This is a genomic window from Pseudomonas sp. Xaverov 259, assembly GCF_019352915.1.
Taxonomy (GTDB): Bacteria; Pseudomonadota; Gammaproteobacteria; order Pseudomonadales; family Pseudomonadaceae; genus Aquipseudomonas.
The window spans coordinates 310,984-331,380 of record NZ_JAAAFV010000057.1 but is presented as its reverse complement, the minus strand read 5'-3'; the positions used below and the strand labels follow the sequence as shown (position 1 = coordinate 331,380).

Genomic DNA, 20,397 nt, shown 5'->3' with positions numbered 1-20,397 from the left:
TTGTCGTGGCTAAAGAAAAATTTGATCGTTCCCTACCGCACGTCAACGTTGGCACCATCGGTCACGTTGACCACGGTAAAACCACTCTGACTGCTGCTCTGACTCGCGTTTGCTCCGAAGTTTTCGGTTCCGCAATCGTTGATTTCGATAAAATCGACAGCGCTCCAGAAGAAAAAGCTCGTGGTATCACCATCAACACCGCGCACGTTGAATACAACTCGCTGATCCGTCACTACGCTCACGTTGACTGCCCAGGTCACGCTGACTATGTGAAGAACATGATCACCGGTGCTGCCCAAATGGACGGCGCGATCCTGGTTTGCTCGGCCGCTGATGGTCCGATGCCACAAACCCGTGAGCACATCCTGCTGTCCCGCCAGGTAGGCGTTCCGTACATCGTGGTTTACCTGAACAAGGCTGACCTGGTAGACGACGCTGAGCTGCTGGAACTGGTTGAGATGGAAGTGCGCGATCTGCTGAGCACTTACGACTTCCCAGGCGACGACACTCCGATCATCATCGGTTCTGCTCGTATGGCTCTGGAAGGCAAAGACGATAACGAAATGGGCACCACGTCCGTTCGTAAACTGGTTGAAACTCTGGACAGCTACATCCCAGATCCAGTTCGTGTTATCGACAAGCCGTTCCTGATGCCAATCGAAGACGTATTCTCGATCTCCGGTCGCGGTACTGTTGTAACTGGTCGTATCGAGCGCGGTATCGTTAAGGTTCAAGATCCACTGGAAATCGTTGGTCTGCGTGACACTACCGTCACCACCTGCACCGGTGTTGAAATGTTCCGTAAACTGCTCGACGAAGGTCGTGCAGGCGAGAACTGCGGCGTTCTGCTGCGTGGTACCAAGCGTGACGACGTTGAGCGTGGCCAGGTTCTGGTTAAGCCAGGTTCGGTTAAGCCGCACACCAAGTTCGAAGCTGAAGTGTACGTGCTGAGCAAAGAAGAAGGCGGTCGTCACACTCCGTTCTTCAAAGGCTACCGTCCACAGTTCTACTTCCGTACTACCGACGTAACCGGTAACTGCGAACTGCCGGAAGGCGTAGAAATGGTAATGCCAGGCGACAACATCAAAATGGTTGTCACCCTGATCAAAACCATCGCTATGGAAGACGGTCTGCGTTTCGCAATCCGTGAAGGCGGCCGTACCGTTGGTGCTGGCGTTGTAGCTAAAATCATCGAGTAATTATCTCTTCTGAGATAGCTCTGATGTTTTGAAAAGGCCCCCGCTCAGCGGGGGCCTTTTTTATTGGGTTGACACCTATCAGGGCCGTCTATAGAATTGCGCCTCCTTTTAACGGGCGTATTGCGCTCGCTGGGAATAGCAGCCGGAGTCTGAAATCCAATGCAAAATCAGCAAATCCGTATCAGGTTGAAGGCTTTTGACCATCGCCTGATCGACCAATCCACCCAGGAAATCGTGGAAACCGCGAAACGTACTGGTGCTCAAGTGCGTGGTCCAATTCCACTGCCTACCCGTAAAGAGCGGTTCACCGTTCTGGTCTCCCCGCACGTCAACAAAGACGCGCGTGACCAGTACGAGATCCGTACTCATAAGCGCGTACTGGACATCGTCCAGCCAACGGATAAAACCGTTGATGCACTTATGAAGCTTGATCTGGCGGCCGGTGTGGAAGTACAGATCAGCCTCGGCTAAGACTTGGGTCTTAGTCGTGTAACGCTCTGAAATGGGCGGCCATAGCGGGTGAAAGCCCCGTACACTCATGAGGTTTACAACATGACTATTGGTGTAGTCGGTCGTAAATGCGGTATGACCCGTATTTTCACCGAAGAAGGTGTCTCCATTCCGGTCACGGTCATTGAGATCGAGCCGAATCGCGTCACCCAGTTCAAAACTGAAGAAACCGATGGCTATCGTGCAGTGCAAGTCACTGTCGGCGAGCGTCGCGCTTCGCGTGTGACTGCTGCTCAAGCAGGTCACTTCGCTAAAGCAAACGTTGCAGCTGGTCGCACTGTTATGGAGTTCCGTCTCGAAGACGGCGACTACCAGGCTGGCGATCTGATCAACGCTGAAATCTTCGCCGCTGGTCAACTGGTTGATGTAACCGGTCAGTCCAAAGGTAAAGGCTTCCAGGGTACGATCAAGCGTTGGAATTTCCGTGGCCAAGACAACACTCACGGTAACTCCGTTTCCCACCGCGTCCCGGGCTCTATTGGCCAGTGCCAGACTCCTGGTCGTGTATTCAAGGGCAAAAAAATGTCCGGTCATATGGGCGCTGAGCGCGTGACCGTGCAGTCCCTCGAAGTAGTGCGCGTCGACGCTGAACGCAATCTGTTGTTGGTCAAGGGTGCTGTTCCTGGCGCTACTGGCGGCAACCTGGTTGTACGTCCAGCGGCCAAGGCTCGCGGTTAAGGGGAAGCTGACATGCAATTAAATGTAAATGACGCTCAAGCGATCGAAGTTTCCGAACTGACATTTGGCGGCGAATTCAACGAGACGCTGGTTCACCAAGCAGTCGTGGCCTACATGGCCGGCGGCCGTCAAGGTAGCAAGCAGCAAAAGACCCGTTCCGACGTACGTGGTGGCGGTAAGCGCCCTTGGCGTCAGAAAGGTACTGGCCGTGCTCGTGCCGGTACTATCCGTAGCCCAATCTGGCGTGGCGGCGGTACCACTTTCGCAGCTCGTCCGCAGGATCACACTCAGAAGCTCAACAAGAAGATGTATCGCGCAGCACTGCGCTCCATCCTTGCTGAACTCGTGCGTACTGATCGCCTGGTCGTGGTTCAGGACTTCGCTGTTGAAAGTCCAAAAACCAAAGATCTGCTGGGCAAACTGAACAACATGAGCCTGACCGATGTTTTGATCGTGTCTGAAGCTGTTGATCAGAACCTGTACCTGGCTGCTCGCAACCTGCCACACGTTGATGTACGTGACGTGCAAGGTTCCGATCCAGTTAGTCTGATCGCATACGACAAGGTGTTGATCACCGTGTCGGCCGTGAAGAAATTCGAGGAGCTGCTGGGATGAACCAGGAACGCGTATTTAAAGTTCTGCTTGGCCCGCACGTTTCCGAAAAGGCTACGGTTCTGGCTGACAAGAAAGGCCAGTTCGTTTTCAAGGTTGCAACTGACGCAACCAAGCTGGAAATCAAGAAGGCCGTCGAAAGCCTGTTCAGCGTGAAAGTAGAGCGTGTTACTACCCTGAATGTTCTGGGTAAGAGCAAGCGCACTGCTCGCGGTCTGGGCAAGCGTAATGACTGGAAGAAGGCAGTTATCTCCCTTCAGCCAGGCCAAGATCTCGATTTCAGCAGCAGTGCTGAGTAAGGAAGGGGTGCATCATGGCAATCGTTAAATGCAAACCGACTTCCCCTGGCCGCCGTTTTGTGGTCAAGGTGGTCAACCAGGAGCTGCATAAAGGCGCTCCTCACGCACCGCTGCTCGAGAAAAAATCGAAGACTGGTGGTCGTAACAACAATGGTCGTATTACCACTCGTCACATTGGTGGTGGCCATAAGCAGCATTATCGTCTGGTCGATTTCCGTCGCAACGACAAAGATGGCATCTCTGCCACTGTCGAGCGTATCGAATACGATCCAAACCGTACTGCTCACATCGCTCTGCTGCTGTACGCAGATGGCGAGCGTCGCTACATCATCGCCCCTAAAGGCGTGAGTGCTGGCGACCAGCTGATCGCAGGTGCGTTGGCACCGATCAAGCCGGGCAACGCTCTGCAACTGCGTAACATTCCAGTTGGTAGCACCGTACACGGCATCGAATTGAAGCCAGGTAAAGGCGCGCAAATCGCTCGTTCCGCTGGTGCTTCGGCTCAGCTGATCGCTCGTGAAGGTGTCTACGTGACCCTGCGTCTGCGTTCTGGTGAGATGCGTAAAGTGCTGGCTGAATGCCGCGCGACCCTGGGTGAAGTCTCGAACTCCGAGCACAGCCTGCGTTCGCTGGGTAAAGCTGGTGCCAAACGCTGGCGTGGCGTTCGCCCAACCGTTCGTGGTGTTGCCATGAACCCGGTTGACCACCCACACGGTGGTGGTGAAGGTCGTACCTCTGGTGGTCGTCATCCGGTATCGCCATGGGGCTTCCCGACTAAGGGCGCGAAGACTCGTGGTAATAAGCGTACCGACAAAATGATCGTCCGTCGTCGCAAGTAAATAGAGGGATACGACAGTGCCACGTTCTCTGAAAAAAGGTCCTTTTATTGATCTTCACCTACTGAAGAAGATCGAAGTGGCGGCGGAAAAGAACGATCGCAAACCAGTTAAAACCTGGTCGCGTCGTTCGATGATCCTGCCACAAATGGTCGGTTTGACCATCGCAGTACACAACGGTCGTCAACACGTCCCAGTTCTCGTTAACGAAGACATGGTCGGCCACAAACTGGGCGAGTTTGCCGGTACCCGCACTTATCGTGGGCACGTGGCAGACAAGAAAGCCAAGCGTTAAGGGGTTAGGAAATGGAAGTAGCCGCTAAGTTGTCGGGCGCTCGAATCTCCGCCCAGAAAGCCCGCTTGGTCGCCGACCAGATCCGCGGGAAGAAGGTGGGCGAAGCGCTCAACCTGTTGGCTTTCAGCAGTAAGAAAGCCGCCGAGATCATGAAGAAAGTGCTGGAGTCGGCCGTAGCCAACGCCGAGCATAACGAAGGCGCAGACGTTGATGACCTGAAGGTCAGCACCGTTTTCGTCAACGAAGGGCGTTCGCTGAAGCGCATCATGCCACGTGCCAAAGGCCGTGCTGATCGCATCGTCAAGCGGTCTTGCCATATCACTGTCAAGGTTGCTGACAAGTAACGGAGTCGAAGAGATGGGTCAGAAAGTACATCCCATTGGCATTCGCCTGGGAATCGTCAAGGAGCACACCTCCGTCTGGTACGCAGACGGTCGGACTTATGCGGACTATTTGTTCGCTGATCTGAAGGTGCGTGAGTATCTCCAAGACAAACTAAAAAGCGCGTCCGTAAGCCGTATCGATATCCATCGTCCGGCACAAACTGCACGTATCACCATCCACACCGCTCGTCCAGGTATCGTTATCGGGAAGAAAGGTGAAGATGTTGAGAAACTGCGTCAGGACCTGACCAAGCAAATGGGTGTGCCTGTGCACATCAATATCGAAGAGATCCGCAAGCCGGAGCTCGACGGTATGCTGGTTGCGCAGAGCGTAGCTCAGCAGCTGGAGCGTCGCGTAATGTTCCGTCGCGCTATGAAGCGCGCTGTACAGAACGCCATGCGCATTGGTGCCAAAGGCATCAAAATCCAAGTGAGCGGTCGTCTCGGCGGTGCTGAAATCGCACGTACTGAATGGTATCGCGAAGGTCGTGTGCCACTGCACACCCTGCGTGCCGACATCGACTATGCCAACTACGAAGCTCACACCACTTACGGTGTGATCGGTGTAAAGGTTTGGATCTTCAAAGGCGAAGTAATTGGTGGTCGCCAAGAAGAACTGAAACCACAAGCACCAGCGCCTCGTAAAAAAGCTGCTAAGTAAGGGGTACGCCAAATGTTGCAACCAAAGCGTACGAAGTTCCGCAAGCAGATGACAGGCCACAACCGTGGTCTGGCTCAGCGCGGTAGCAAAGTCAGCTTCGGCGAGTTCGCGCTGAAGTCTGTAGCTCGTGGTCGTCTCACCGCTCGTCAGATCGAGTCAGCGCGTCGTGCTCTGACCCGTCACGTTAAACGTGGCGGCAAGATCTGGATCCGTGTATTCCCGGACAAGCCGATCTCCAAAAAACCTCTCGAGGTTCGGATGGGTAAAGGTAAGGGTAACGTGGAATACTGGGTAGCCCAGATTCAGCCAGGCAAAGTCCTGTATGAAATCGAGGGTGTAACTGAAGAGCTGGCGCGTGAGGCTTTTGCCCTGGCTGCTGCAAAGCTGCCGCTCGCCACCGCCTTTGTTAAACGGACGGTGATGTGATGAAAGCGAATGAACTTCGTGAAAAATCCGCACAGCAGCTGAACGAGCAACTGCTCGGCCTGCTGCGCGACCAGTTCAATCTGCGTATGCAGAAAGCAACTGGCCAGTTGGGGCAGTCTCATCTGCTCTCGCAAGTTAAGCGTGACATCGCTCGCGTGAAGACTGTGCTCAACCAGCAGGCAGGTAAGTGATCATGGCTGAAGCCGAAAAGACTGTCCGTACGCTGACTGGCCGTGTTGTCAGCGACAAGATGGACAAAACCATCACCGTACTGATCGAGCGTCGCGTTAAGCACCCGATCTACGGTAAATATGTTAAGCGTTCGACTAAGCTGCACGCGCACGACGAAACCAACCAGTGCCACATCGGCGACAAAGTCACTATTCGTGAAACTCGTCCGCTGGCCAAGACCAAGTCTTGGGCACTGGTTGATGTTCTCGAACGCGCTGTGGAAGTCTAAGGACTAGGGGTCGGAGAAATTATATGATTCAGACTCAATCCATGCTCGATGTGGCCGATAACAGCGGCGCTCGCCGTGTTATGTGCATCAAGGTGCTGGGTGGCTCCCATCGTCGTTACGCTGGTATCGGTGACATCATCAAAGTTACCGTGAAGGAAGCAATTCCTCGCGGTAAAGTGAAAAAAGGCCAAGTGATGACTGCTGTTGTAGTCCGCACTCGTCACGGCGTACGTCGTGCTGATGGCTCCATTATCCGCTTTGATGGCAACGCTGCTGTTCTTCTGAACAACAAGCAAGAGCCGATCGGCACCCGTATCTTTGGGCCAGTGACCCGTGAACTTCGTACTGAGAAGTTCATGAAGATCGTCTCGCTCGCCCCAGAAGTGCTGTAAGGAGATCCGACATGCAAAAGATTCGTCGTGACGACGAGATCATCGTGATCGCCGGCAAAGACAAAGGTAAGCGCGGTAAGGTGCTTAAGGTTCTCGCTAATAACCGTCTGGTTATCGGCGGTCTGAACCTGGTTAAGCGTCATACCAAGCCTAACCCGATGTCGGGCGTACAAGGCGGTATCGTCGAAAAAGAAGCTCCACTGGACGCTTCTAACGTCGCCATTTTCAACGGCGAAACCAACAAGGCTGACCGCGTTGGTTTCAAAGTAGAAGACGGCAAGAAAATTCGTGTCTTCAAGTCGACCCAAAAAGCGGTTGATGCTTGAACACTGCTAGGTAGAAGACCATGGCACGACTAAAAGAGATTTACTGGAAAGAAATCGCACCGAAGCTTAAGGAAGAACTTAAGCTTTCGAACGTGATGGAAGTTCCACGCGTTACCAAAATCACCCTGAACATGGGTCTGGGCGAAGCGGTCGGTGACAAAAAAGTCATCGAGCACGCTGTTGCTGACCTGGAAAAGATCACCGGTCAAAAAGTCGTTGTGACTTACGCTCGGAAATCCATCGCAGGCTTTAAAGTCCGTGAAGGTTGGCCGATCGGCGTCAAAGTGACTCTGCGCCGTGAGCGTATGTATGAATTCCTGGATCGTCTGCTGTCGATCTCCCTGCCTCGGGTTCGCGACTTCCGCGGCCTGAATGCCAAGTCCTTCGATGGTCGTGGTAATTACAGCATGGGCGTGAAAGAGCAGATCATCTTCCCGGAAATCGACTACGACAAGATCGATGCTCTCCGCGGTCTGGACATCACCCTGACCACCACTGCCAAGAACGATGATGAAGGTCGCGCCCTGTTGCGTGCTTTCAAATTCCCGTTCCGCAACTGATTGGAGTAGGACCATGGCCAAGATGAGCATGAAAAACCGCGAGCTGAAGCGTCAGCTCACGGTTGCCAAGTACGCCAAGAAGCGTGCAGCACTGAAAGCAATCATCGTTGATCTGAACGCAAGTCCAGAAGCACGTTGGGAAGCGACAGTTGCTCTGCAGAAGCAGCCACGTGACGCAAGCGCTTCGCGCATGCGTAACCGCTGCCGCCTGACCGGTCGTCCACACGGCGTTTACCGCAAGTTCGGCCTCGGCCGTAACAAACTGCGTGAAGCGGCAATGCGTGGTGACGTACCAGGTCTGGTTAAAGCCAGCTGGTAAGTACTTTCAACGTCCAGGCGGGCAGAATCGCAAGATACTGACCGCCGGTGACCTTGAATCTGGATCAAGCCCCTTTTGGGGCTTGTTTCATTTCTGGAGTATGTCTAAAATACGCGGCTCGCCTGAGCCCGTGTTTTTTATGCCCGGAGATTCTCGGCGACATATGTAGCCGCAAGGCTAATTTTTTTGTATTAGGAGCGTCTAGCCCATGAGTATGCAGGACCCGTTAGCGGACATGCTAACTCGTATCCGTAATGCCCAGATGGCTGAAAAGTCCGTCGTAAGCATGCCATCTTCCAAGTTGAAGGTAGCTGTTGCCAAAGTCCTGAAAGACGAAGGCTACATTGCGGGTTATCAGATCAGCAGCGAAACCAAGCCACTGCTGTCCATCGAGCTGAAGTACTTCGAAGGCCGTTCGGTCATTGAAGAAGTGAAGCGCGTTAGCCGTCCAGGCCTGCGTCAGTACAAGTCCGCTGAAGATCTGCCGAAAGTTCGTGGCGGTCTGGGCGTGTCTATCGTCTCCACCAACAAAGGTGTGATGACGGATCGTGCTGCGCGCGCTGCCGGTGTCGGCGGCGAAGTTCTTTGCACTGTGTTCTAAGGGGGGATAAGCATGTCTCGCGTCGCTAAGAACCCCGTTAAGCTGCCAGCCGGTGTCGAAGTAAAATTCGCAGGCCAACAGCTTTCGGTGAAGGGTGCCAAGGGCACTCTTGAACTGAACATCCATTCGTCCGTTGAGATCGTTGAAGAAGCTGGTGAGCTGCGTTTCGCTGCTCGCAATGGCGATCAACAAACTCGCGCAATGGCAGGTACCACGCGTGCGTTGGTAAACAACATGGTCCAAGGCGTAAGCCAAGGCTTCGAGCGTAAGCTCCAGCTGGTCGGTGTTGGTTACAAAGCGCAAGCAAAAGGCACGGTTTTGAACCTGGCCCTTGGCTTCTCGCACCCAGTGGATTACGAACTGCCGGAAGGCATCACCGCTGAGACCCCTAGCCAAACCGATATCCTGATCAAGGGTATTGATAAGCAGCTGGTAGGTCAGGTGGCCGCTGAGATCCGCGACTTCCGTCCACCAGAGCCGTACAAAGGCAAAGGTGTGCGCTACGCGGACGAAGTCGTCCGTCGTAAAGAAGCCAAGAAGAAGTAGGGCATAGCAAATGACCGACAAAAAAGTTACTCGACTGCGTCGCGCTCGCAAAGCACGCCTGAAAATGCACGAACTCGAAGTCGTGCGTCTCTGCGTGTACCGCTCGTCGCAGCACATCTACGCCCAGGTCATCTCGGCCGACGGCAACAAAGTCCTGGCAAGCGCCTCGACTTTGGATAAAGAACTGCGTGATGGTGCCACCGGCAACATCGACGCGGCCACAAAGGTTGGCCAGCTGGTCGCTACACGTGCTAAGGCCGTGGGCGTCTCGCAAGTGGCTTTCGACCGCTCTGGCTTCAAGTACCACGGTCGCGTGAAAGCGCTGGCTGATGCTGCTCGTGAAGCTGGGCTGGAGTTCTAAGTTATGTCAAATAACGACCAAAAGCGCGACGAAGGCTACATTGAGAAGCTGGTTCAAGTTAACCGCGTAGCCAAAACCGTTAAAGGCGGCCGTATCTTCACTTTCACCGCGTTGACCGTGGTTGGTGATGGTAAAGGGCGCGTTGGCTTCGGCCGTGGCAAGTCACGTGAAGTGCCTGCTGCGATCCAGAAGGCAATGGAAGCTGCTCGTCGCAACATGATCCAAGTTGATCTGAACGGCACCACGCTGCAGTACGCAATGAAGTCCGCTCACGGCGCTTCGAAGGTGTACATGCAGCCGGCTTCTGAAGGTACCGGTATCATCGCTGGCGGCGCTATGCGTGCTGTCCTCGAAGTTGCTGGCGTTCAGAACGTTCTGGCCAAGTGCTACGGCTCGACTAACCCGGTAAACGTGGTTCACGCCACTTTCAAGGGTTTGAAAGCTATGCAATCTCCTGAGTCCATTGCTGCCAAGCGCGGCTTGACTGTCAAGGAGATCTTCTGATCATGGCTACCGTTAAAGTAACGCTGATCAAAAGCATGACCGGCCGCATTCCTAACCACAAACTGTGTGTTAAAGGTTTGGGTCTGCGTCGCATCGGTCACACTGTAGAAGTCCAGGATACTCCCGAGAATCGCGGGATGATCAACAAGGCTTACTACATGCTGCGTGTAGAGGGTTAATCGATGAAACTCAATGATCTGAGTCCAGCGCCGGGTTCCCGTCGCGAAAAGCATCGTCCGGGCCGTGGTATCGGTAGCGGTTTGGGTAAGACTGGTGGCCGTGGCCACAAAGGTCAAACCTCCCGCTCCGGTGGCACCATTGCTCCAGGCTTTGAAGGCGGTCAACAGCCGCTGCATCGTCGCCTGCCTAAGTTCGGTTTCGTATCCCTGAAAGCCATGGACCGCGCAGAAGTGCGTCTGTCCGAGCTGGCTAAAGTGGAAGGCGACATCGTTACTGTGCAGACCCTGAAAGATGCCAACGTGATTAACGTCAACGTACAACGTGTGAAAATCATGTTGTCCGGTGAAGTGACTCGCGCTGTCACTATCGGCAAGGGAATCGGCGCCACCAAAGGTGCGCGTTCGGCTATCGAAGCAGCTGGCGGCAAGTTCGAGGAATAAATGGCTAAGCAAGGTGCTCTCTCAGCGCTCGGCAAAGGCGGTATGTCTGAACTTTGGGCTCGTCTGCGTTTTCTGTTCCTGGCGATTATCGTCTACCGAATAGGCGCACACATCCCGGTTCCAGGTATCAACCCGGACCGACTCGCAGACCTGTTTCGACAGAATGAGGGGACCATTCTTAGCTTGTTCAACATGTTTTCCGGCGGCGCGCTGGAACGGATGAGCATCTTTGCGTTGGGGATCATGCCGTACATTTCGGCATCGATCATCATGCAGTTGATGACCGCCGTCAGCCCGCAGCTGGAGCAGTTGAAGAAGGAAGGTGAAGCTGGCCGTCGCAAGATTAGCCAGTACACCCGCTACGGCACTGTCGTCCTCGCTCTGGTTCAAGCTATCGGCATGTCCGTTGGCCTGGCGGGGCAGGGCGTTGCGTTCACTGGTGACTTTGGCTTCTATTTCGTCGCGGTATCCACGTTTGTGGCTGGCGCGATGTTCATGATGTGGCTGGGTGAGCAGATTACTGAGCGTGGTGTTGGCAACGGTATCTCGATGTTGATTTTCGCAGGTATCGTCGCCGGTCTTCCGAGAGCAATCGGGCAGTCTTTCGAGTCTGCGCGTCAGGGTGATATCAATATCTTCGCCTTGGTTGCCATCGGTTTGCTGGCAGTAGCGATTATCGGTTTTGTGGTGTTCATTGAGCGTGGCCAGCGTCGTATTGCTGTTCACTACGCCAAGCGTCAGCAGGGCCGTAAGGTTTTTGCTGCGCAGACCAGCCACTTGCCGCTGAAAGTGAATATGGCCGGTGTTATTCCGGCAATCTTCGCGAGCAGCATTTTGCTGTTTCCGGCTTCGTTGGGTACCTGGTTTGGTCAGTCTGAAAATATGGGCTGGCTGCAGGACCTCTCTCAGTCGATCGCTCCTGGTCAGCCGTTGAATATTCTGCTGTTTAGTGCAGGGATTATTTTCTTCTGCTTCTTCTATACGGCGTTGATGTTCAATCCGAAAGACGTAGCGGAAAACCTGAAGAAGTCCGGTGCCTTTATTCCGGGTATCCGTCCAGGTGAGCAGTCGGCACGCTACATTGATGGCGTTCTGACTCGTTTGACCCTGTTCGGTGCTCTATATATGACGGCCGTGTGCTTGCTTCCCCAGTTCCTGGTGGTTGCAGCAAACGTTCCGTTCTACCTTGGCGGGACCTCGTTGCTGATCGTGGTCGTGGTTGTGATGGACTTCATGTCCCAAGTACAATCGCACCTCGTTTCGCACCAGTACGAATCCCTGATGAAGAAAGCCAACCTGAAGGGCTACGGCAGCGGCATGTTGCGCTGAGTACCCCATAAGGTTCGAGGAGTTGGTGATGAAAGTTCGTGCATCGGTGAAAAAGCTGTGCCGTAACTGCAAGATTATTCGCCGCGAAGGTGTTGTTCGAGTAATTTGCAGCGCGGAACCGCGTCACAAACAGCGCCAAGGCTGAGTGTGATCCGCTTGAAGCCCGGCAGCTAGTGCGCTGCCGGGTTGATTATTTGTTATTACAGCGATATTATCTCGCGCCCTATTTCTTGGCTTCCGGGGCGTAGGTAGCTGTCAATTGGAGTCCCACTGAATGGCCCGTATTGCAGGCGTTAACATTCCAGATAACAAGCACACTGTTATCTCGCTGACCTACATCTATGGTGTTGGTCGCACTACTGCGCAGAAAATTTGCGCAGATACTGGGGTAAACCCAGCCGCAAAGATCAAAGATCTGAGCGACGAGCAGATTGAGCTGTTGCGTGGCGAAGTGGCGAAGTTCACCACTGAAGGTGACCTGCGTCGCGAAATCAACATGAAAATCAAGCGTTTGATGGACCTCGGTTGCTACCGTGGTCTGCGTCATCGTCGTGGTCTTCCAGTACGCGGTCAGCGTACCAAGACTAACGCGCGTACCCGTAAAGGTCCGCGTAAGCCGATCCGCAAGTAATCGCCCACGCGAATCGACAGGAAAATTATCATGGCAAAACCTGCTGCTCGTCCTCGTAAAAAAGTTAAAAAGACAGTGGTTGATGGCATCGCCCACATCCATGCATCTTTTAACAACACCATCGTGACCATCACCGACCGTCAAGGTAACGCGCTGTCTTGGGCTACCTCTGGTGGTTCGGGTTTCCGCGGTTCCCGCAAGTCCACCCCGTTTGCTGCTCAAGTAGCTGCTGAACGTGCTGGTCAAGCTGCGCTGGAATACGGCCTGAAAAACCTCGACGTTAACGTCAAAGGTCCAGGTCCAGGTCGTGAGTCTGCTGTCCGTGCTTTGAACGGCTGTGGCTATAAGATCGCCAGCATCACCGACGTGACGCCAATCCCGCACAACGGGTGCCGTCCGCCGAAGAAGCGCCGCGTGTAATCCAGGAGATTGTAAAGAATGGCTCGTTACATTGGTCCAAAATGCAAACTCGCTCGTCGCGAAGGCACCGATCTCTTCTTGAAGAGCGGCGTGCGCGCGATCGAATCGAAGTGCAACATTGAAGCAGCACCTGGTATCCACGGCCAACGCCGCGGTCGCCAGTCCGATTACGGCACCCAACTGCGTGAAAAGCAGAAGGTCCGTCGTATCTACGGCGTTCTCGAGCGTCAGTTCAGCGGCTACTACAAAGAAGCTGCTGGCAAGAAAGGTGCAACCGGTGAAAACCTGCTGCAACTGCTCGAATGCCGTCTGGACAACGTTGTATACCGTATGGGCTTTGGTTCGACTCGTGCCGAATCCCGTCAGCTGGTATCGCACAAATCCGTCAGCGTAAACGGCCAAACCGTTAACGTTCCGTCTTACCAGGTTCGTGCTGGTGACGTGGTCGCGATTCGCGAGAAAGCAAAAAACCAACTTCGCATTGTCCAAGCTCTCGATCTGTGTGCCCAACGTGGCCGCGTAGAATGGGTAGAAGTAGACACTGAGAAGAAGTCGGGCGTTTTCAAGAACGTTCCTGCTCGCAGTGATCTGTCCGCCGACATCAACGAAAGCCTGATTGTCGAGCTCTACTCCAAGTAAGGGCTAGAAAATAGGTGCATCCATGCAGATTTCGGTAAATGAGTTCCTGACACCCCGCCACATTGATGTGCAGGTTGTCAGTCCAACCCGCGCCAAGATCACTCTCGAGCCTCTCGAGCGTGGTTTTGGCCACACCCTGGGCAACGCGCTGCGCCGCATCCTGTTGTCCTCAATGCCCGGCTGTGCAGTAGTCGAGGCCGAGATTGACGGTGTGCTCCACGAGTACAGCGCCATCGAAGGTGTACAGGAAGACGTAATTGAAATCCTGTTGAACCTTAAAGGTCTGGCTATCAAGCTGCACGGCCGTGACGAAGTTACGCTGACCTTGTCGAAGAAGGGTTCGGGGGTGGTTACCGCTGCCGATATTCAGCTGGATCATGATGTCGAGATCGTTAATCCCGATCACGTAATCGCTAACCTGGCGTCTAACGGCGCCCTGAACATGAAGCTCACCGTAGCTCGTGGTCGTGGTTATGAACCGGCCGACTCGCGTCAGAGCGATGAAGACGAAAGCCGCAGCATTGGTCGCTTGCAGCTTGACTCTTCGTTCAGCCCGGTTCGCCGTATCGCATACGTGGTGGAAAACGCCCGTGTCGAGCAGCGTACTAACCTGGACAAGCTGGTTATTGATCTGGAAACCAACGGTACTCTGGATCCTGAAGAGGCTATCCGCCGCGCTGCAACCATCCTGCAACAGCAGTTGGCTGCGTTCGTCGACCTCAAAGGTGACAGCGAACCAGTGGTAATCGAGCAGGAAGACGAGATCGATCCGATCCTGCTTCGCCCGGTTGACGATCTGGAACTGACTGTACGTTCGGCTAACTGCCTTAAGGCGGAAAACATTTACTACATCGGCGACCTGATTCAGCGTACCGAAGTAGAACTGTTGAAGACTCCGAACCTGGGCAAGAAATCCTTGACTGAAATCAAGGACGTTCTGGCCTCCCGCGGTCTGTCCCTCGGCATGCGCCTCGACAACTGGCCGCCTGCAAGTCTTAAGAAGGACGACAAGGCGACTGCCTGATCGTCGTAATCACCGAACGTGAGTTTGGTAAGGAATGAACCATGCGTCATCGTAAAAGTGGTCGTCACCTGAGCCGTACCAGCTCGCACCGCAAGGCCATGTTTCAAAACATGGCGGTGTCGCTGTTCGAGCACGAGCTGATCAAAACTACACTGCCGAAAGCTAAAGAACTGCGTCGCGTTGCTGAGCCGCTGATCACTTTGGCCAAGACAGACAGCCTGGCTAACCGCCGTTTGGTTTTCGACCGTACTCGTTCGAAAGCTATCGTTGGTAAGCTCTTCAACGACCTGGGCAAGCGTTACGCTACCCGTGAGGGTGGCTACCTGCGCATCCTCAAGTGCGGCTTCCGCACTGGCGACAACGCGCCTATGGCGTACGTCGAGTTGGTTGATCGTGCTACTGCCGGCGAAGCTGTAAGCGCCGAGTAAGACGACACGCTGCAACGAAGAACCGGGCCTAGTGCCCGGTTTTTTGTGGGCGATAGAAAAGCCGTCTATATTTCTCAGGTCGCTGCCGGTTCTCTTATTAATCCAAACTCTATTCGCCCTGACGGGTTATTAGTTATTTTCTATCAAAGTCCATGATTTAATGCATTTGATGGTGTCATCTTGATGGTCAATACTCCCTCCAAGCCGATTAGCCGGCAGTTCTAAGCCTGACCTGAGGAAGATTGAGCATGAGTACAATTCTGACTACCGCCAGCGGCGCTCCCGTCGCTGATAACCAGAACTCCCGCACAGCTGGCCCGCGTGGCCCGTTGCTGCTCGATGACTTTCATCTGATCGAGAAGCTTGCGCACTTCAACCGTGAGAACATTCCTGAGCGTCGTGTGCACGCTAAAGGCTCAGGTGCGCACGGTACGTTTACCGTCACTCGGGACATCACCCAATACACCCGTGCCAAACTTTTTGAGTCCGTAGGCAAGCAGACCCCGACGTTTTTGCGTTTCTCTACGGTAGGTGGCGAGCGCGGCTCGGCAGATACTGCGCGTGACCCGCGCGGCTTTGCCTTGAAGTTTTACACCGAGGAAGGTAACTGGGACATCGTTGGCAACAACACCCCGGTGTTCTTCATTCGCGACCCGCTCAAGTTTCCGGATTTTATCCACACCCAGAAACGCTTGCCGCAAACCAACCTCAAAAGTGCCCAAATGGTCTGGGACTTCTGGTCATTGTCCCCAGAGGCGCTGCACCAGATCACAATTCTGTTCTCGGATCGTGGCACTCCAGACGGCTATCGTCACATGCACGGTTTTGGGAGTCATACCTACAGCCTTATCAACGCCAAAGGCGAGCGCCATTGGGTCAAGTGGCACTATAAAACCAAGCAAGGGATCAAGAACCTGACGCCCGAGGAGGCGACACGTATCGCCGGTACCGATCCTGATTACGCGCAGCGTGACCTGTTTGCTGCAATTGAGCGCGGTGACTTTCCAAAGTGGAGCGTCAACATTCAGATCATGACTGAGGCTGAGGCCGCTGCTCACTACGAAAACCCGTTCGATGTGACCAAAACCTGGTCGCAGCAGGAGTTTCCGTTGATCGAGGTGGGTGAACTGGAGCTGAACCGTAATCCAGTGAATTACTTTGCTGAAGTCGAGCAGGCATGCTTCGGCCCAAGCAATATGGTTCCAGGTGTTGGTCTGTCGCCAGACCGTATGCTTCAAGGTCGCGTTTTCGCTTATGCGGACGCCCACCGCTATCGCGTTGGCACCAACCATCAGCAGTTGCCGATCAACTCCCCATTGAGTCCGGTCAATAACAACCAGCGCGATGGTTCCATGTCCTTTGGTTACGGTAGAGCGGCTCCTAACTATGAGCCCAACAGTTTTGCGGATACACCCAAGCAGGCGCCACAGTACGCTGAGCCGCCTCTGGCGCTGAGCGGTGCTGCTGACCGTTATGATCAACGTGAAGACACGGACTACTACAGCCATGCCGGTGCGTTGTTCCGCCTGCAGGACGATGCTCAGAAAACGCTGCTGATTAACAACATCGCCGGTGCGATGGCCGGTGTCAGCAGTGATGTGGTTCAGCGCCAGCTTCAGCACTTTTTCAAGGCTGACCCAGCGTACGGCCAGGGCATTGCAACTGCACTGGGCGTAACGCTTAGCTGACTCTAAACGAGAAGCAGAACCGCCCTCATTTGGGCGGTTTTTGCGTTATTTCCGCCACTTTTCTCGGAATATCTTCGCTTTTCTGCCGTTTGTCCCGTGACCTTCGAGTCAGCATGGTTCAAACTACAGACTTTCAAGCAGGGAGATGTAGGGCGATGCAAGGTCACCCCGACGTAATCGATTACCTCAACACGTTGCTGACGGGCGAACTGGCAGCTCGTGACCAATATTTCATTCATTCGCGTATGTACGAAGACTGGGGCTTTACCGAGCTCTACGAGCGTATCAACCACGAAATGGAAGAAGAGGCACAGCACGCCGACGCGCTGATGCGCCGTATCCTGATGCTCGAAGGCACGCCGCGCATGCGTCCCGACGACCTGGACGTGGGCACCACGGTGCCTGACATGCTCGCTGCCGACCTTCGTCTCGAGTACAAGGTGCGTGCCGCGCTCTGCAAGGGCATCGAGCTCTGCGAGCAGCACAACGACTATGTCACTCGCGAAATTCTGCGCGTGCAGTTGAATGACACCGAAGAAGATCACACCTACTGGCTTGAAAAGCAGTTGGGGCTGATCAAGTTGGTCGGTCTGGAGAATTACCTGCAATCGCAGTTCTGATTTCCGGCTACAAAAAAGCCCCTGTCACCGCAAAGTGACAGGGGCTTTTTCATGCGCCCGATAAATCAGGCTCTGTCGCGCGCCAACAGTGGCTTCAGGTAGTAACCAGTATGCGACTGTTGCATCTCGGAGACCTGCTCCGGCGTGCCCACCGCAATGATCTGGCCTCCCTTGGAGCCGCCTTCCGGCCCCAGGTCTACCAGCCAGTCGGCGGTCTTGATCACGTCGAGGTTGTGCTCGATGACTACCACTGTGTTGCCGTGGTCGCGCAAGCGGTGCAATACGTCGAGCAATTGCTGAATATCCGCAAAGTGCAGGCCCGTGGTCGGCTCATCGAGGATATACAGGGTCTTGCCCGTGTCGCGCTTGGACAGCTCACGGGACAACTTCACCCGCTGCGCCTCGCCACCCGACAACGTAGTCGCCGACTGCCCCAGCTTGATGTACGACAGGCCCACATCCATCAACGTCTGCAGCTTGCGCGCCAACGCCGGAACCGCGTCGAAGAACACCCGCGCTTCCTCGATGGTCATCTCGAGGGTTTCGTGGATGCTCTTGCCCTTGTACTTGATCTCCAGGGTTTCGCGGTTGTAGCGCTTGCTCTTGCACACGTCGCACGGCACGTAGATGTCCGGCAGGAAGTGCATTTCCACCTTGATAAGGCCGTCGCCCTGGCAGGCTTCGCAGCGACCACCCTTTACGTTGAACGAGAACCGGCCAGGCCCGTAGCCTCGCGAGCGAGACTCCGGCACGCCGGCAAACAGTTCGCGTATCGGCGTGAACAATCCGGTATAGGTCGCAGGGTTCGAGCGTGGTGTGCGGCCAATCGGGCTTTGGTCGATATCGACCACCTTGTCCAAGTGCTCCAGGCCCTTGATGCTGTCGTGCGCAGCCGCTTCCAGGGTGGTTGCGCCGTTCAGGGCGGTGGCGCTCAGTGGGAACAGCGTGTTGTTGATCAACGTCGATTTGCCCGAGCCGGAGACACCGGTCACGCAGGTCAGCAGGCCCAGCGGAATCTCCAGGTCGACATTGCGCAGGTTGTTGCCGCGCGCGCCCTTGAGGTGCAAGGCCATCTTTTTGTTACGTGGCGTGCGCTTGGCTGGCACTGCGATTTTCACGCGACCGGACAGGTACTTGCCGGTCAACGAGTCCGGGTGAGCCATCACTTCGGCAGGCGTGCCCTCGGCGACAATATGCCCGCCATGCACACCCGCGCCAGGGCCAATATCCACCACATAATCGGCCAGGCGAATCGCGTCTTCATCGTGCTCGACCACGATCACCGTGTTGCCGATATCGCGCAGGTGTTTCAGCGTACCCAGCAGGCGATCATTGTCGCGTTGGTGCAGGCCAATCGACGGCTCGTCGAGGATGTACAGAACGCCCACCAGGCCAGCGCCAATCTGGCTGGCCAGGCGAATTCGCTGGGCCTCACCACCGGACAAGGTATCCGCGCTGCGATCCAGCGACAGGTAGTCCAGTCCGACATTGACCAGGAACTGCAGGCGCTCACGGATTTCCTTGAGAATCTTGTCGGCAATTTCCCCACGGCGGCCGGTCAGCTTGAGTACACCGAAGTATTCACAAGCATCACCGATCGGCAGGTTGGTGACCGCCGGCAATGTTTTCTCACCGACCCACACATGCCGCGCCTCACGACGCAGGCGCGTGCCACGGCAATCCGGGCACGGTTGGGTGCTGAGGAATTTCGCCAGCTCTTCGCGTACGCTCGCCGATTCGGTCTCGCGGTAGCGACGTTCCAGGTTCGGCACAATGCCTTCGAACGGGTGCGAGCGTTTGACGATATCGCCGCGGTCGTTCAGGTATTTGAAATCGACGTTCTGCGAGCCACTGCCGTGCAGGATGACTTTCTGCTGCTCGGCCGGCAGTTGGTTGAACGGCACTTCCAGGCTGAATTTATAGTGCGACGCCAGCGACCCCAGCATCTGGAAGTAATAGACGTTGCGCCTGTCCCAGCCGCGTATCGCGCCTTCCGCCAACGTCAGGTCACCATTGACCAGGCGCTTGATATCGAAGAACTGCTTCACCCCCAGGCCATCGCATGTCGGGCACGCGCCAGCCGGGTTGTTGAAGGAAAACAGCTTGGGTTCCAGCTCGCTGATCGCATGGCCACAGATCGGGCAAGCAAAACGTGCGGAGAAGATGATCTCTTCGCCCGGTTCGTCATCCATCGGTGCGACCAGGGCAATACCATCGGCCAGCTTCAGCGCGGTTTCGAACGATTCCGCCAAACGCTGCTGCAAGTCGGCGCGTACTTTGAAGCGGTCGACCACCACATCAATCGAATGCTTCTTCTGCTTGTCGAGCTTCGGTGCTTCATCCAGCTCATACAGCTTGCCGTTGATGCGCGCCCGCACAAAGCCCTGGGCACGCAGCTCTTCGAACACCGACAGGTGCTCACCCTTGCGCTCGCGAATCACCGGCGCCAGCAGCATTAGCTTGGCGCCTTCCGGCTGGGCCAGCACCAGGTCGACCATCTGGCTGACGGTCTGGGCTTCCAGCGGGATGTCGTGGTCCGGGCAACGTGGAATCCCCACGCGCGCATACAGCAGGCGCAGGTAGTCGTAGATCTCGGTGATGGTGCCCACGGTGGAACGCGGGTTGTGGGAGGTTGACTTCTGCTCGATGGAAATCGCCGGCGACAGGCCTTCAATGGTGTCGACGTCGGGTTTTTCCATCATCGACAGAAACTGACGCGCATAGGCCGACAGCGATTCGACATAGCGGCGCTGGCCCTCGGCATACAGCGTGTCGAACGCCAGGGACGATTTGCCCGAGCCGGACAAGCCGGTGATGACGATCAGTTTGTCCCGGGGCAGGGTCAGGTCGATGTTCTTCAGGTTGTGGGTTCTAGCCCCACGAATCAGGATCTTGTCCAAGATGGCCTCGCACGGCGGGCGTAAATAATGCCGGAGTATACGGCTAAAGACTGGATGAATATACACTGTCAAAGTGCCGGGTGCAGCCTTAGATGAAAGCTGCGCGGCAAAGCGCCGCATATACCCTCTC

At 55.1% G+C, this 20,397-nt stretch carries 32 protein-coding genes; 31 read left to right on the top strand and 1 reads right to left on the bottom strand.

Annotation, left to right across the window (positions count from 1 at the left end; translation table 11 throughout):
* Nucleotides 1-5 precede the first annotated feature (5 nt).
* The 31 genes from tuf (at nt 6) to bfr (ending at nt 17,367) form a co-directional block, all read left to right on the top strand.
* The gene (gene tuf / locus K0H48_RS24300; RefSeq protein WP_003176426.1) at nt 6-1,199 is read left to right on the top strand and encodes an elongation factor Tu; all 1,194 of its coding nucleotides are present in this window, start codon (nt 6-8) and stop codon (nt 1,197-1,199) included.
* Nucleotides 1,200-1,358: 159 nt separating this feature from the next.
* Nucleotides 1,359-1,670, top strand: a complete 312-nt coding sequence (gene rpsJ, locus K0H48_RS24295) for a 30S ribosomal protein S10 (protein WP_003186070.1) — start codon at nt 1,359-1,361, stop codon at nt 1,668-1,670.
* A gap of 81 nt (nt 1,671-1,751) precedes the next feature.
* On the top strand, nt 1,752-2,387 hold the full coding sequence (rplC, locus tag K0H48_RS24290; protein WP_003194649.1) for a 50S ribosomal protein L3: 636 nt from the start codon (nt 1,752-1,754) through the stop codon (nt 2,385-2,387).
* 12 nt (nt 2,388-2,399) lie between these two features.
* On the top strand, nt 2,400-3,002 hold the full coding sequence (rplD, locus tag K0H48_RS24285) for a 50S ribosomal protein L4 (RefSeq protein ID WP_017135963.1): 603 nt from the start codon (nt 2,400-2,402) through the stop codon (nt 3,000-3,002).
* Nucleotides 2,999-3,298, top strand: a complete 300-nt coding sequence (gene rplW, locus K0H48_RS24280; RefSeq protein ID WP_002555488.1) for a 50S ribosomal protein L23 — start codon at nt 2,999-3,001, stop codon at nt 3,296-3,298. Before rplD ends, rplW begins: the two co-directional genes overlap by 4 nt.
* 14 nt (nt 3,299-3,312) lie before the next feature.
* Nucleotides 3,313-4,137: a 50S ribosomal protein L2 gene (gene rplB / locus K0H48_RS24275; RefSeq protein ID WP_003176423.1), complete on the top strand. Its 825-nt coding sequence runs from the start codon at nt 3,313-3,315 to the stop codon at nt 4,135-4,137.
* 16 nt (nt 4,138-4,153) lie between these two features.
* The gene (gene rpsS, locus K0H48_RS24270; protein ID WP_002555486.1) at nt 4,154-4,429 is read left to right on the top strand and encodes a 30S ribosomal protein S19; all 276 of its coding nucleotides are present in this window, start codon (nt 4,154-4,156) and stop codon (nt 4,427-4,429) included.
* Nucleotides 4,430-4,440: 11 nt separating this feature from the next.
* Nucleotides 4,441-4,773, top strand: coding sequence for a 50S ribosomal protein L22 (gene rplV / locus K0H48_RS24265; RefSeq protein ID WP_003103908.1), 333 nt, complete (start codon nt 4,441-4,443; stop codon nt 4,771-4,773).
* A gap of 13 nt (nt 4,774-4,786) precedes the next feature.
* On the top strand, nt 4,787-5,473 hold the full coding sequence (rpsC, locus tag K0H48_RS24260) for a 30S ribosomal protein S3 (RefSeq protein WP_003176422.1): 687 nt from the start codon (nt 4,787-4,789) through the stop codon (nt 5,471-5,473).
* Nucleotides 5,474-5,485: 12 nt separating this feature from the next.
* A complete protein-coding gene (gene rplP / locus K0H48_RS24255) occupies nt 5,486-5,899 on the top strand; it encodes a 50S ribosomal protein L16 (protein WP_003232424.1) in 414 nt (137 codons plus the stop codon).
* Nucleotides 5,899-6,090, top strand: a complete 192-nt coding sequence (gene rpmC / locus K0H48_RS24250) for a 50S ribosomal protein L29 (protein ID WP_002555481.1) — start codon at nt 5,899-5,901, stop codon at nt 6,088-6,090. Before rplP ends, rpmC begins: the two co-directional genes overlap by 1 nt.
* Nucleotides 6,091-6,092: 2 nt before the next feature.
* Nucleotides 6,093-6,359, top strand: a complete 267-nt coding sequence (rpsQ, locus tag K0H48_RS24245) for a 30S ribosomal protein S17 (protein ID WP_003176419.1) — start codon at nt 6,093-6,095, stop codon at nt 6,357-6,359.
* 23 nt (nt 6,360-6,382) lie between these two features.
* Entirely contained in the window at nt 6,383-6,751 is a 369-nt protein-coding gene (gene rplN, locus K0H48_RS24240) for a 50S ribosomal protein L14 (RefSeq protein ID WP_002555479.1), read from the top strand.
* A gap of 11 nt (nt 6,752-6,762) precedes the next feature.
* Complete coding sequence (rplX, locus tag K0H48_RS24235; protein WP_003176416.1) at nt 6,763-7,077, top strand: 50S ribosomal protein L24; 315 nt, start codon at nt 6,763-6,765, stop codon at nt 7,075-7,077.
* A gap of 20 nt (nt 7,078-7,097) precedes the next feature.
* The gene (rplE, locus tag K0H48_RS24230) at nt 7,098-7,637 is read left to right on the top strand and encodes a 50S ribosomal protein L5 (protein WP_003176415.1); all 540 of its coding nucleotides are present in this window, start codon (nt 7,098-7,100) and stop codon (nt 7,635-7,637) included.
* 13 nt (nt 7,638-7,650) lie between these two features.
* Nucleotides 7,651-7,956, top strand: a complete 306-nt coding sequence (gene rpsN / locus K0H48_RS24225) for a 30S ribosomal protein S14 (RefSeq protein ID WP_003176414.1) — start codon at nt 7,651-7,653, stop codon at nt 7,954-7,956.
* Between the two features lie 208 nt (nt 7,957-8,164).
* Entirely contained in the window at nt 8,165-8,557 is a 393-nt protein-coding gene (gene rpsH, locus K0H48_RS24220) for a 30S ribosomal protein S8 (protein ID WP_010566853.1), read from the top strand.
* Nucleotides 8,558-8,569: 12 nt separating this feature from the next.
* A complete protein-coding gene (gene rplF, locus K0H48_RS24215) occupies nt 8,570-9,103 on the top strand; it encodes a 50S ribosomal protein L6 (protein WP_003176412.1) in 534 nt (177 codons plus the stop codon).
* Between the two features lie 10 nt (nt 9,104-9,113).
* Complete coding sequence (gene rplR / locus K0H48_RS24210) at nt 9,114-9,464, top strand: 50S ribosomal protein L18 (RefSeq protein ID WP_017135964.1); 351 nt, start codon at nt 9,114-9,116, stop codon at nt 9,462-9,464.
* Nucleotides 9,465-9,467: 3 nt separating this feature from the next.
* On the top strand, nt 9,468-9,968 hold the full coding sequence (rpsE, locus tag K0H48_RS24205; RefSeq protein WP_003176409.1) for a 30S ribosomal protein S5: 501 nt from the start codon (nt 9,468-9,470) through the stop codon (nt 9,966-9,968).
* A gap of 2 nt (nt 9,969-9,970) precedes the next feature.
* Nucleotides 9,971-10,147: a 50S ribosomal protein L30 gene (gene rpmD, locus K0H48_RS24200; protein WP_003176408.1), complete on the top strand. Its 177-nt coding sequence runs from the start codon at nt 9,971-9,973 to the stop codon at nt 10,145-10,147.
* A 3-nt stretch (nt 10,148-10,150) separates the two neighbouring features.
* The gene (gene rplO / locus K0H48_RS24195) at nt 10,151-10,588 is read left to right on the top strand and encodes a 50S ribosomal protein L15 (RefSeq protein ID WP_003176407.1); all 438 of its coding nucleotides are present in this window, start codon (nt 10,151-10,153) and stop codon (nt 10,586-10,588) included.
* A complete protein-coding gene (gene secY, locus K0H48_RS24190; protein WP_016969470.1) occupies nt 10,589-11,917 on the top strand; it encodes a preprotein translocase subunit SecY in 1,329 nt (442 codons plus the stop codon). It begins immediately after the preceding gene.
* 28 nt (nt 11,918-11,945) lie between these two features.
* On the top strand, nt 11,946-12,062 hold the full coding sequence (gene rpmJ, locus K0H48_RS24185; RefSeq protein WP_002555468.1) for a 50S ribosomal protein L36: 117 nt from the start codon (nt 11,946-11,948) through the stop codon (nt 12,060-12,062).
* A 129-nt stretch (nt 12,063-12,191) separates the two neighbouring features.
* Nucleotides 12,192-12,548 (top strand): 30S ribosomal protein S13, encoded by a 357-nt coding sequence (rpsM, locus tag K0H48_RS24180; RefSeq protein ID WP_003210063.1) that lies wholly within the window; start codon nt 12,192-12,194, stop codon nt 12,546-12,548.
* Between the two features lie 30 nt (nt 12,549-12,578).
* Nucleotides 12,579-12,968: a 30S ribosomal protein S11 gene (gene rpsK / locus K0H48_RS24175; RefSeq protein ID WP_002555466.1), complete on the top strand. Its 390-nt coding sequence runs from the start codon at nt 12,579-12,581 to the stop codon at nt 12,966-12,968.
* Between the two features lie 18 nt (nt 12,969-12,986).
* Nucleotides 12,987-13,607 (top strand): 30S ribosomal protein S4, encoded by a 621-nt coding sequence (gene rpsD / locus K0H48_RS24170; RefSeq protein WP_003210056.1) that lies wholly within the window; start codon nt 12,987-12,989, stop codon nt 13,605-13,607.
* Nucleotides 13,608-13,629: 22 nt separating this feature from the next.
* Nucleotides 13,630-14,631, top strand: a complete 1,002-nt coding sequence (gene rpoA / locus K0H48_RS24165; RefSeq protein WP_003176403.1) for a DNA-directed RNA polymerase subunit alpha — start codon at nt 13,630-13,632, stop codon at nt 14,629-14,631.
* A gap of 41 nt (nt 14,632-14,672) precedes the next feature.
* The gene (gene rplQ, locus K0H48_RS24160) at nt 14,673-15,059 is read left to right on the top strand and encodes a 50S ribosomal protein L17 (RefSeq protein ID WP_017135967.1); all 387 of its coding nucleotides are present in this window, start codon (nt 14,673-14,675) and stop codon (nt 15,057-15,059) included.
* Nucleotides 15,060-15,301: 242 nt separating this feature from the next.
* Nucleotides 15,302-16,747 (top strand): catalase, encoded by a 1,446-nt coding sequence (locus K0H48_RS24155; RefSeq protein ID WP_219269476.1) that lies wholly within the window; start codon nt 15,302-15,304, stop codon nt 16,745-16,747.
* A 155-nt stretch (nt 16,748-16,902) separates the two neighbouring features.
* Entirely contained in the window at nt 16,903-17,367 is a 465-nt protein-coding gene (bfr, locus tag K0H48_RS24150; protein ID WP_015886133.1) for a bacterioferritin, read from the top strand.
* 65 nt (nt 17,368-17,432) lie between these two features.
* On the opposite strand, the gene uvrA is transcribed toward bfr, so the two are convergent.
* Entirely contained in the window at nt 17,433-20,267 is a 2,835-nt protein-coding gene (uvrA, locus tag K0H48_RS24145; RefSeq protein WP_138813633.1) for an excinuclease ABC subunit UvrA, read from the bottom strand.
* Nucleotides 20,268-20,397 lie beyond the last annotated feature (130 nt).

Bases quoted from the DNA above. Each gene is read 5' to 3' on its own strand.
- rpsC (WP_003176422.1), top strand. From the start codon at position 4,787: ATGGGTCAGAAAGTACATCCCATTGGCATTCGCCTGGGAATCGTCAAG.
- rpsE (WP_003176409.1), top strand. From the start codon at position 9,468: ATGTCAAATAACGACCAAAAGCGCGACGAAGGCTACATTGAGAAGCTG.
- rplF (WP_003176412.1), top strand. From the start codon at position 8,570: ATGTCTCGCGTCGCTAAGAACCCCGTTAAGCTGCCAGCCGGTGTCGAA.
- rplQ (WP_017135967.1), top strand. From the start codon at position 14,673: ATGCGTCATCGTAAAAGTGGTCGTCACCTGAGCCGTACCAGCTCGCAC.
- rplV (WP_003103908.1), top strand. From the start codon at position 4,441: ATGGAAGTAGCCGCTAAGTTGTCGGGCGCTCGAATCTCCGCCCAGAAA.
- rplD (WP_017135963.1), top strand. From the start codon at position 2,400: ATGCAATTAAATGTAAATGACGCTCAAGCGATCGAAGTTTCCGAACTG.
- rpoA (WP_003176403.1), top strand. From the start codon at position 13,630: ATGCAGATTTCGGTAAATGAGTTCCTGACACCCCGCCACATTGATGTG.
- rpsD (WP_003210056.1), top strand. From the start codon at position 12,987: ATGGCTCGTTACATTGGTCCAAAATGCAAACTCGCTCGTCGCGAAGGC.
- rpsH (WP_010566853.1), top strand. From the start codon at position 8,165: ATGAGTATGCAGGACCCGTTAGCGGACATGCTAACTCGTATCCGTAAT.
- secY (WP_016969470.1), top strand. From the start codon at position 10,589: ATGGCTAAGCAAGGTGCTCTCTCAGCGCTCGGCAAAGGCGGTATGTCT.
- rpmD (WP_003176408.1), top strand. From the start codon at position 9,971: ATGGCTACCGTTAAAGTAACGCTGATCAAAAGCATGACCGGCCGCATT.
- rplX (WP_003176416.1), top strand. From the start codon at position 6,763: ATGCAAAAGATTCGTCGTGACGACGAGATCATCGTGATCGCCGGCAAA.
- rplW (WP_002555488.1), top strand. From the start codon at position 2,999: ATGAACCAGGAACGCGTATTTAAAGTTCTGCTTGGCCCGCACGTTTCC.
- rpsJ (WP_003186070.1), top strand. From the start codon at position 1,359: ATGCAAAATCAGCAAATCCGTATCAGGTTGAAGGCTTTTGACCATCGC.
- rplO (WP_003176407.1), top strand. From the start codon at position 10,151: ATGAAACTCAATGATCTGAGTCCAGCGCCGGGTTCCCGTCGCGAAAAG.
- bfr (WP_015886133.1), top strand. From the start codon at position 16,903: ATGCAAGGTCACCCCGACGTAATCGATTACCTCAACACGTTGCTGACG.
- rplR (WP_017135964.1), top strand. From the start codon at position 9,114: ATGACCGACAAAAAAGTTACTCGACTGCGTCGCGCTCGCAAAGCACGC.
- rplN (WP_002555479.1), top strand. From the start codon at position 6,383: ATGATTCAGACTCAATCCATGCTCGATGTGGCCGATAACAGCGGCGCT.
- rplP (WP_003232424.1), top strand. From the start codon at position 5,486: ATGTTGCAACCAAAGCGTACGAAGTTCCGCAAGCAGATGACAGGCCAC.
- rpsM (WP_003210063.1), top strand. From the start codon at position 12,192: ATGGCCCGTATTGCAGGCGTTAACATTCCAGATAACAAGCACACTGTT.
- rplB (WP_003176423.1), top strand. From the start codon at position 3,313: ATGGCAATCGTTAAATGCAAACCGACTTCCCCTGGCCGCCGTTTTGTG.
- rplC (WP_003194649.1), top strand. From the start codon at position 1,752: ATGACTATTGGTGTAGTCGGTCGTAAATGCGGTATGACCCGTATTTTC.
- rpmJ (WP_002555468.1), top strand. From the start codon at position 11,946: ATGAAAGTTCGTGCATCGGTGAAAAAGCTGTGCCGTAACTGCAAGATT.
- rpsN (WP_003176414.1), top strand. From the start codon at position 7,651: ATGGCCAAGATGAGCATGAAAAACCGCGAGCTGAAGCGTCAGCTCACG.
- rpsK (WP_002555466.1), top strand. From the start codon at position 12,579: ATGGCAAAACCTGCTGCTCGTCCTCGTAAAAAAGTTAAAAAGACAGTG.
- rpmC (WP_002555481.1), top strand. From the start codon at position 5,899: ATGAAAGCGAATGAACTTCGTGAAAAATCCGCACAGCAGCTGAACGAG.
- rplE (WP_003176415.1), top strand. From the start codon at position 7,098: ATGGCACGACTAAAAGAGATTTACTGGAAAGAAATCGCACCGAAGCTT.
- rpsQ (WP_003176419.1), top strand. From the start codon at position 6,093: ATGGCTGAAGCCGAAAAGACTGTCCGTACGCTGACTGGCCGTGTTGTC.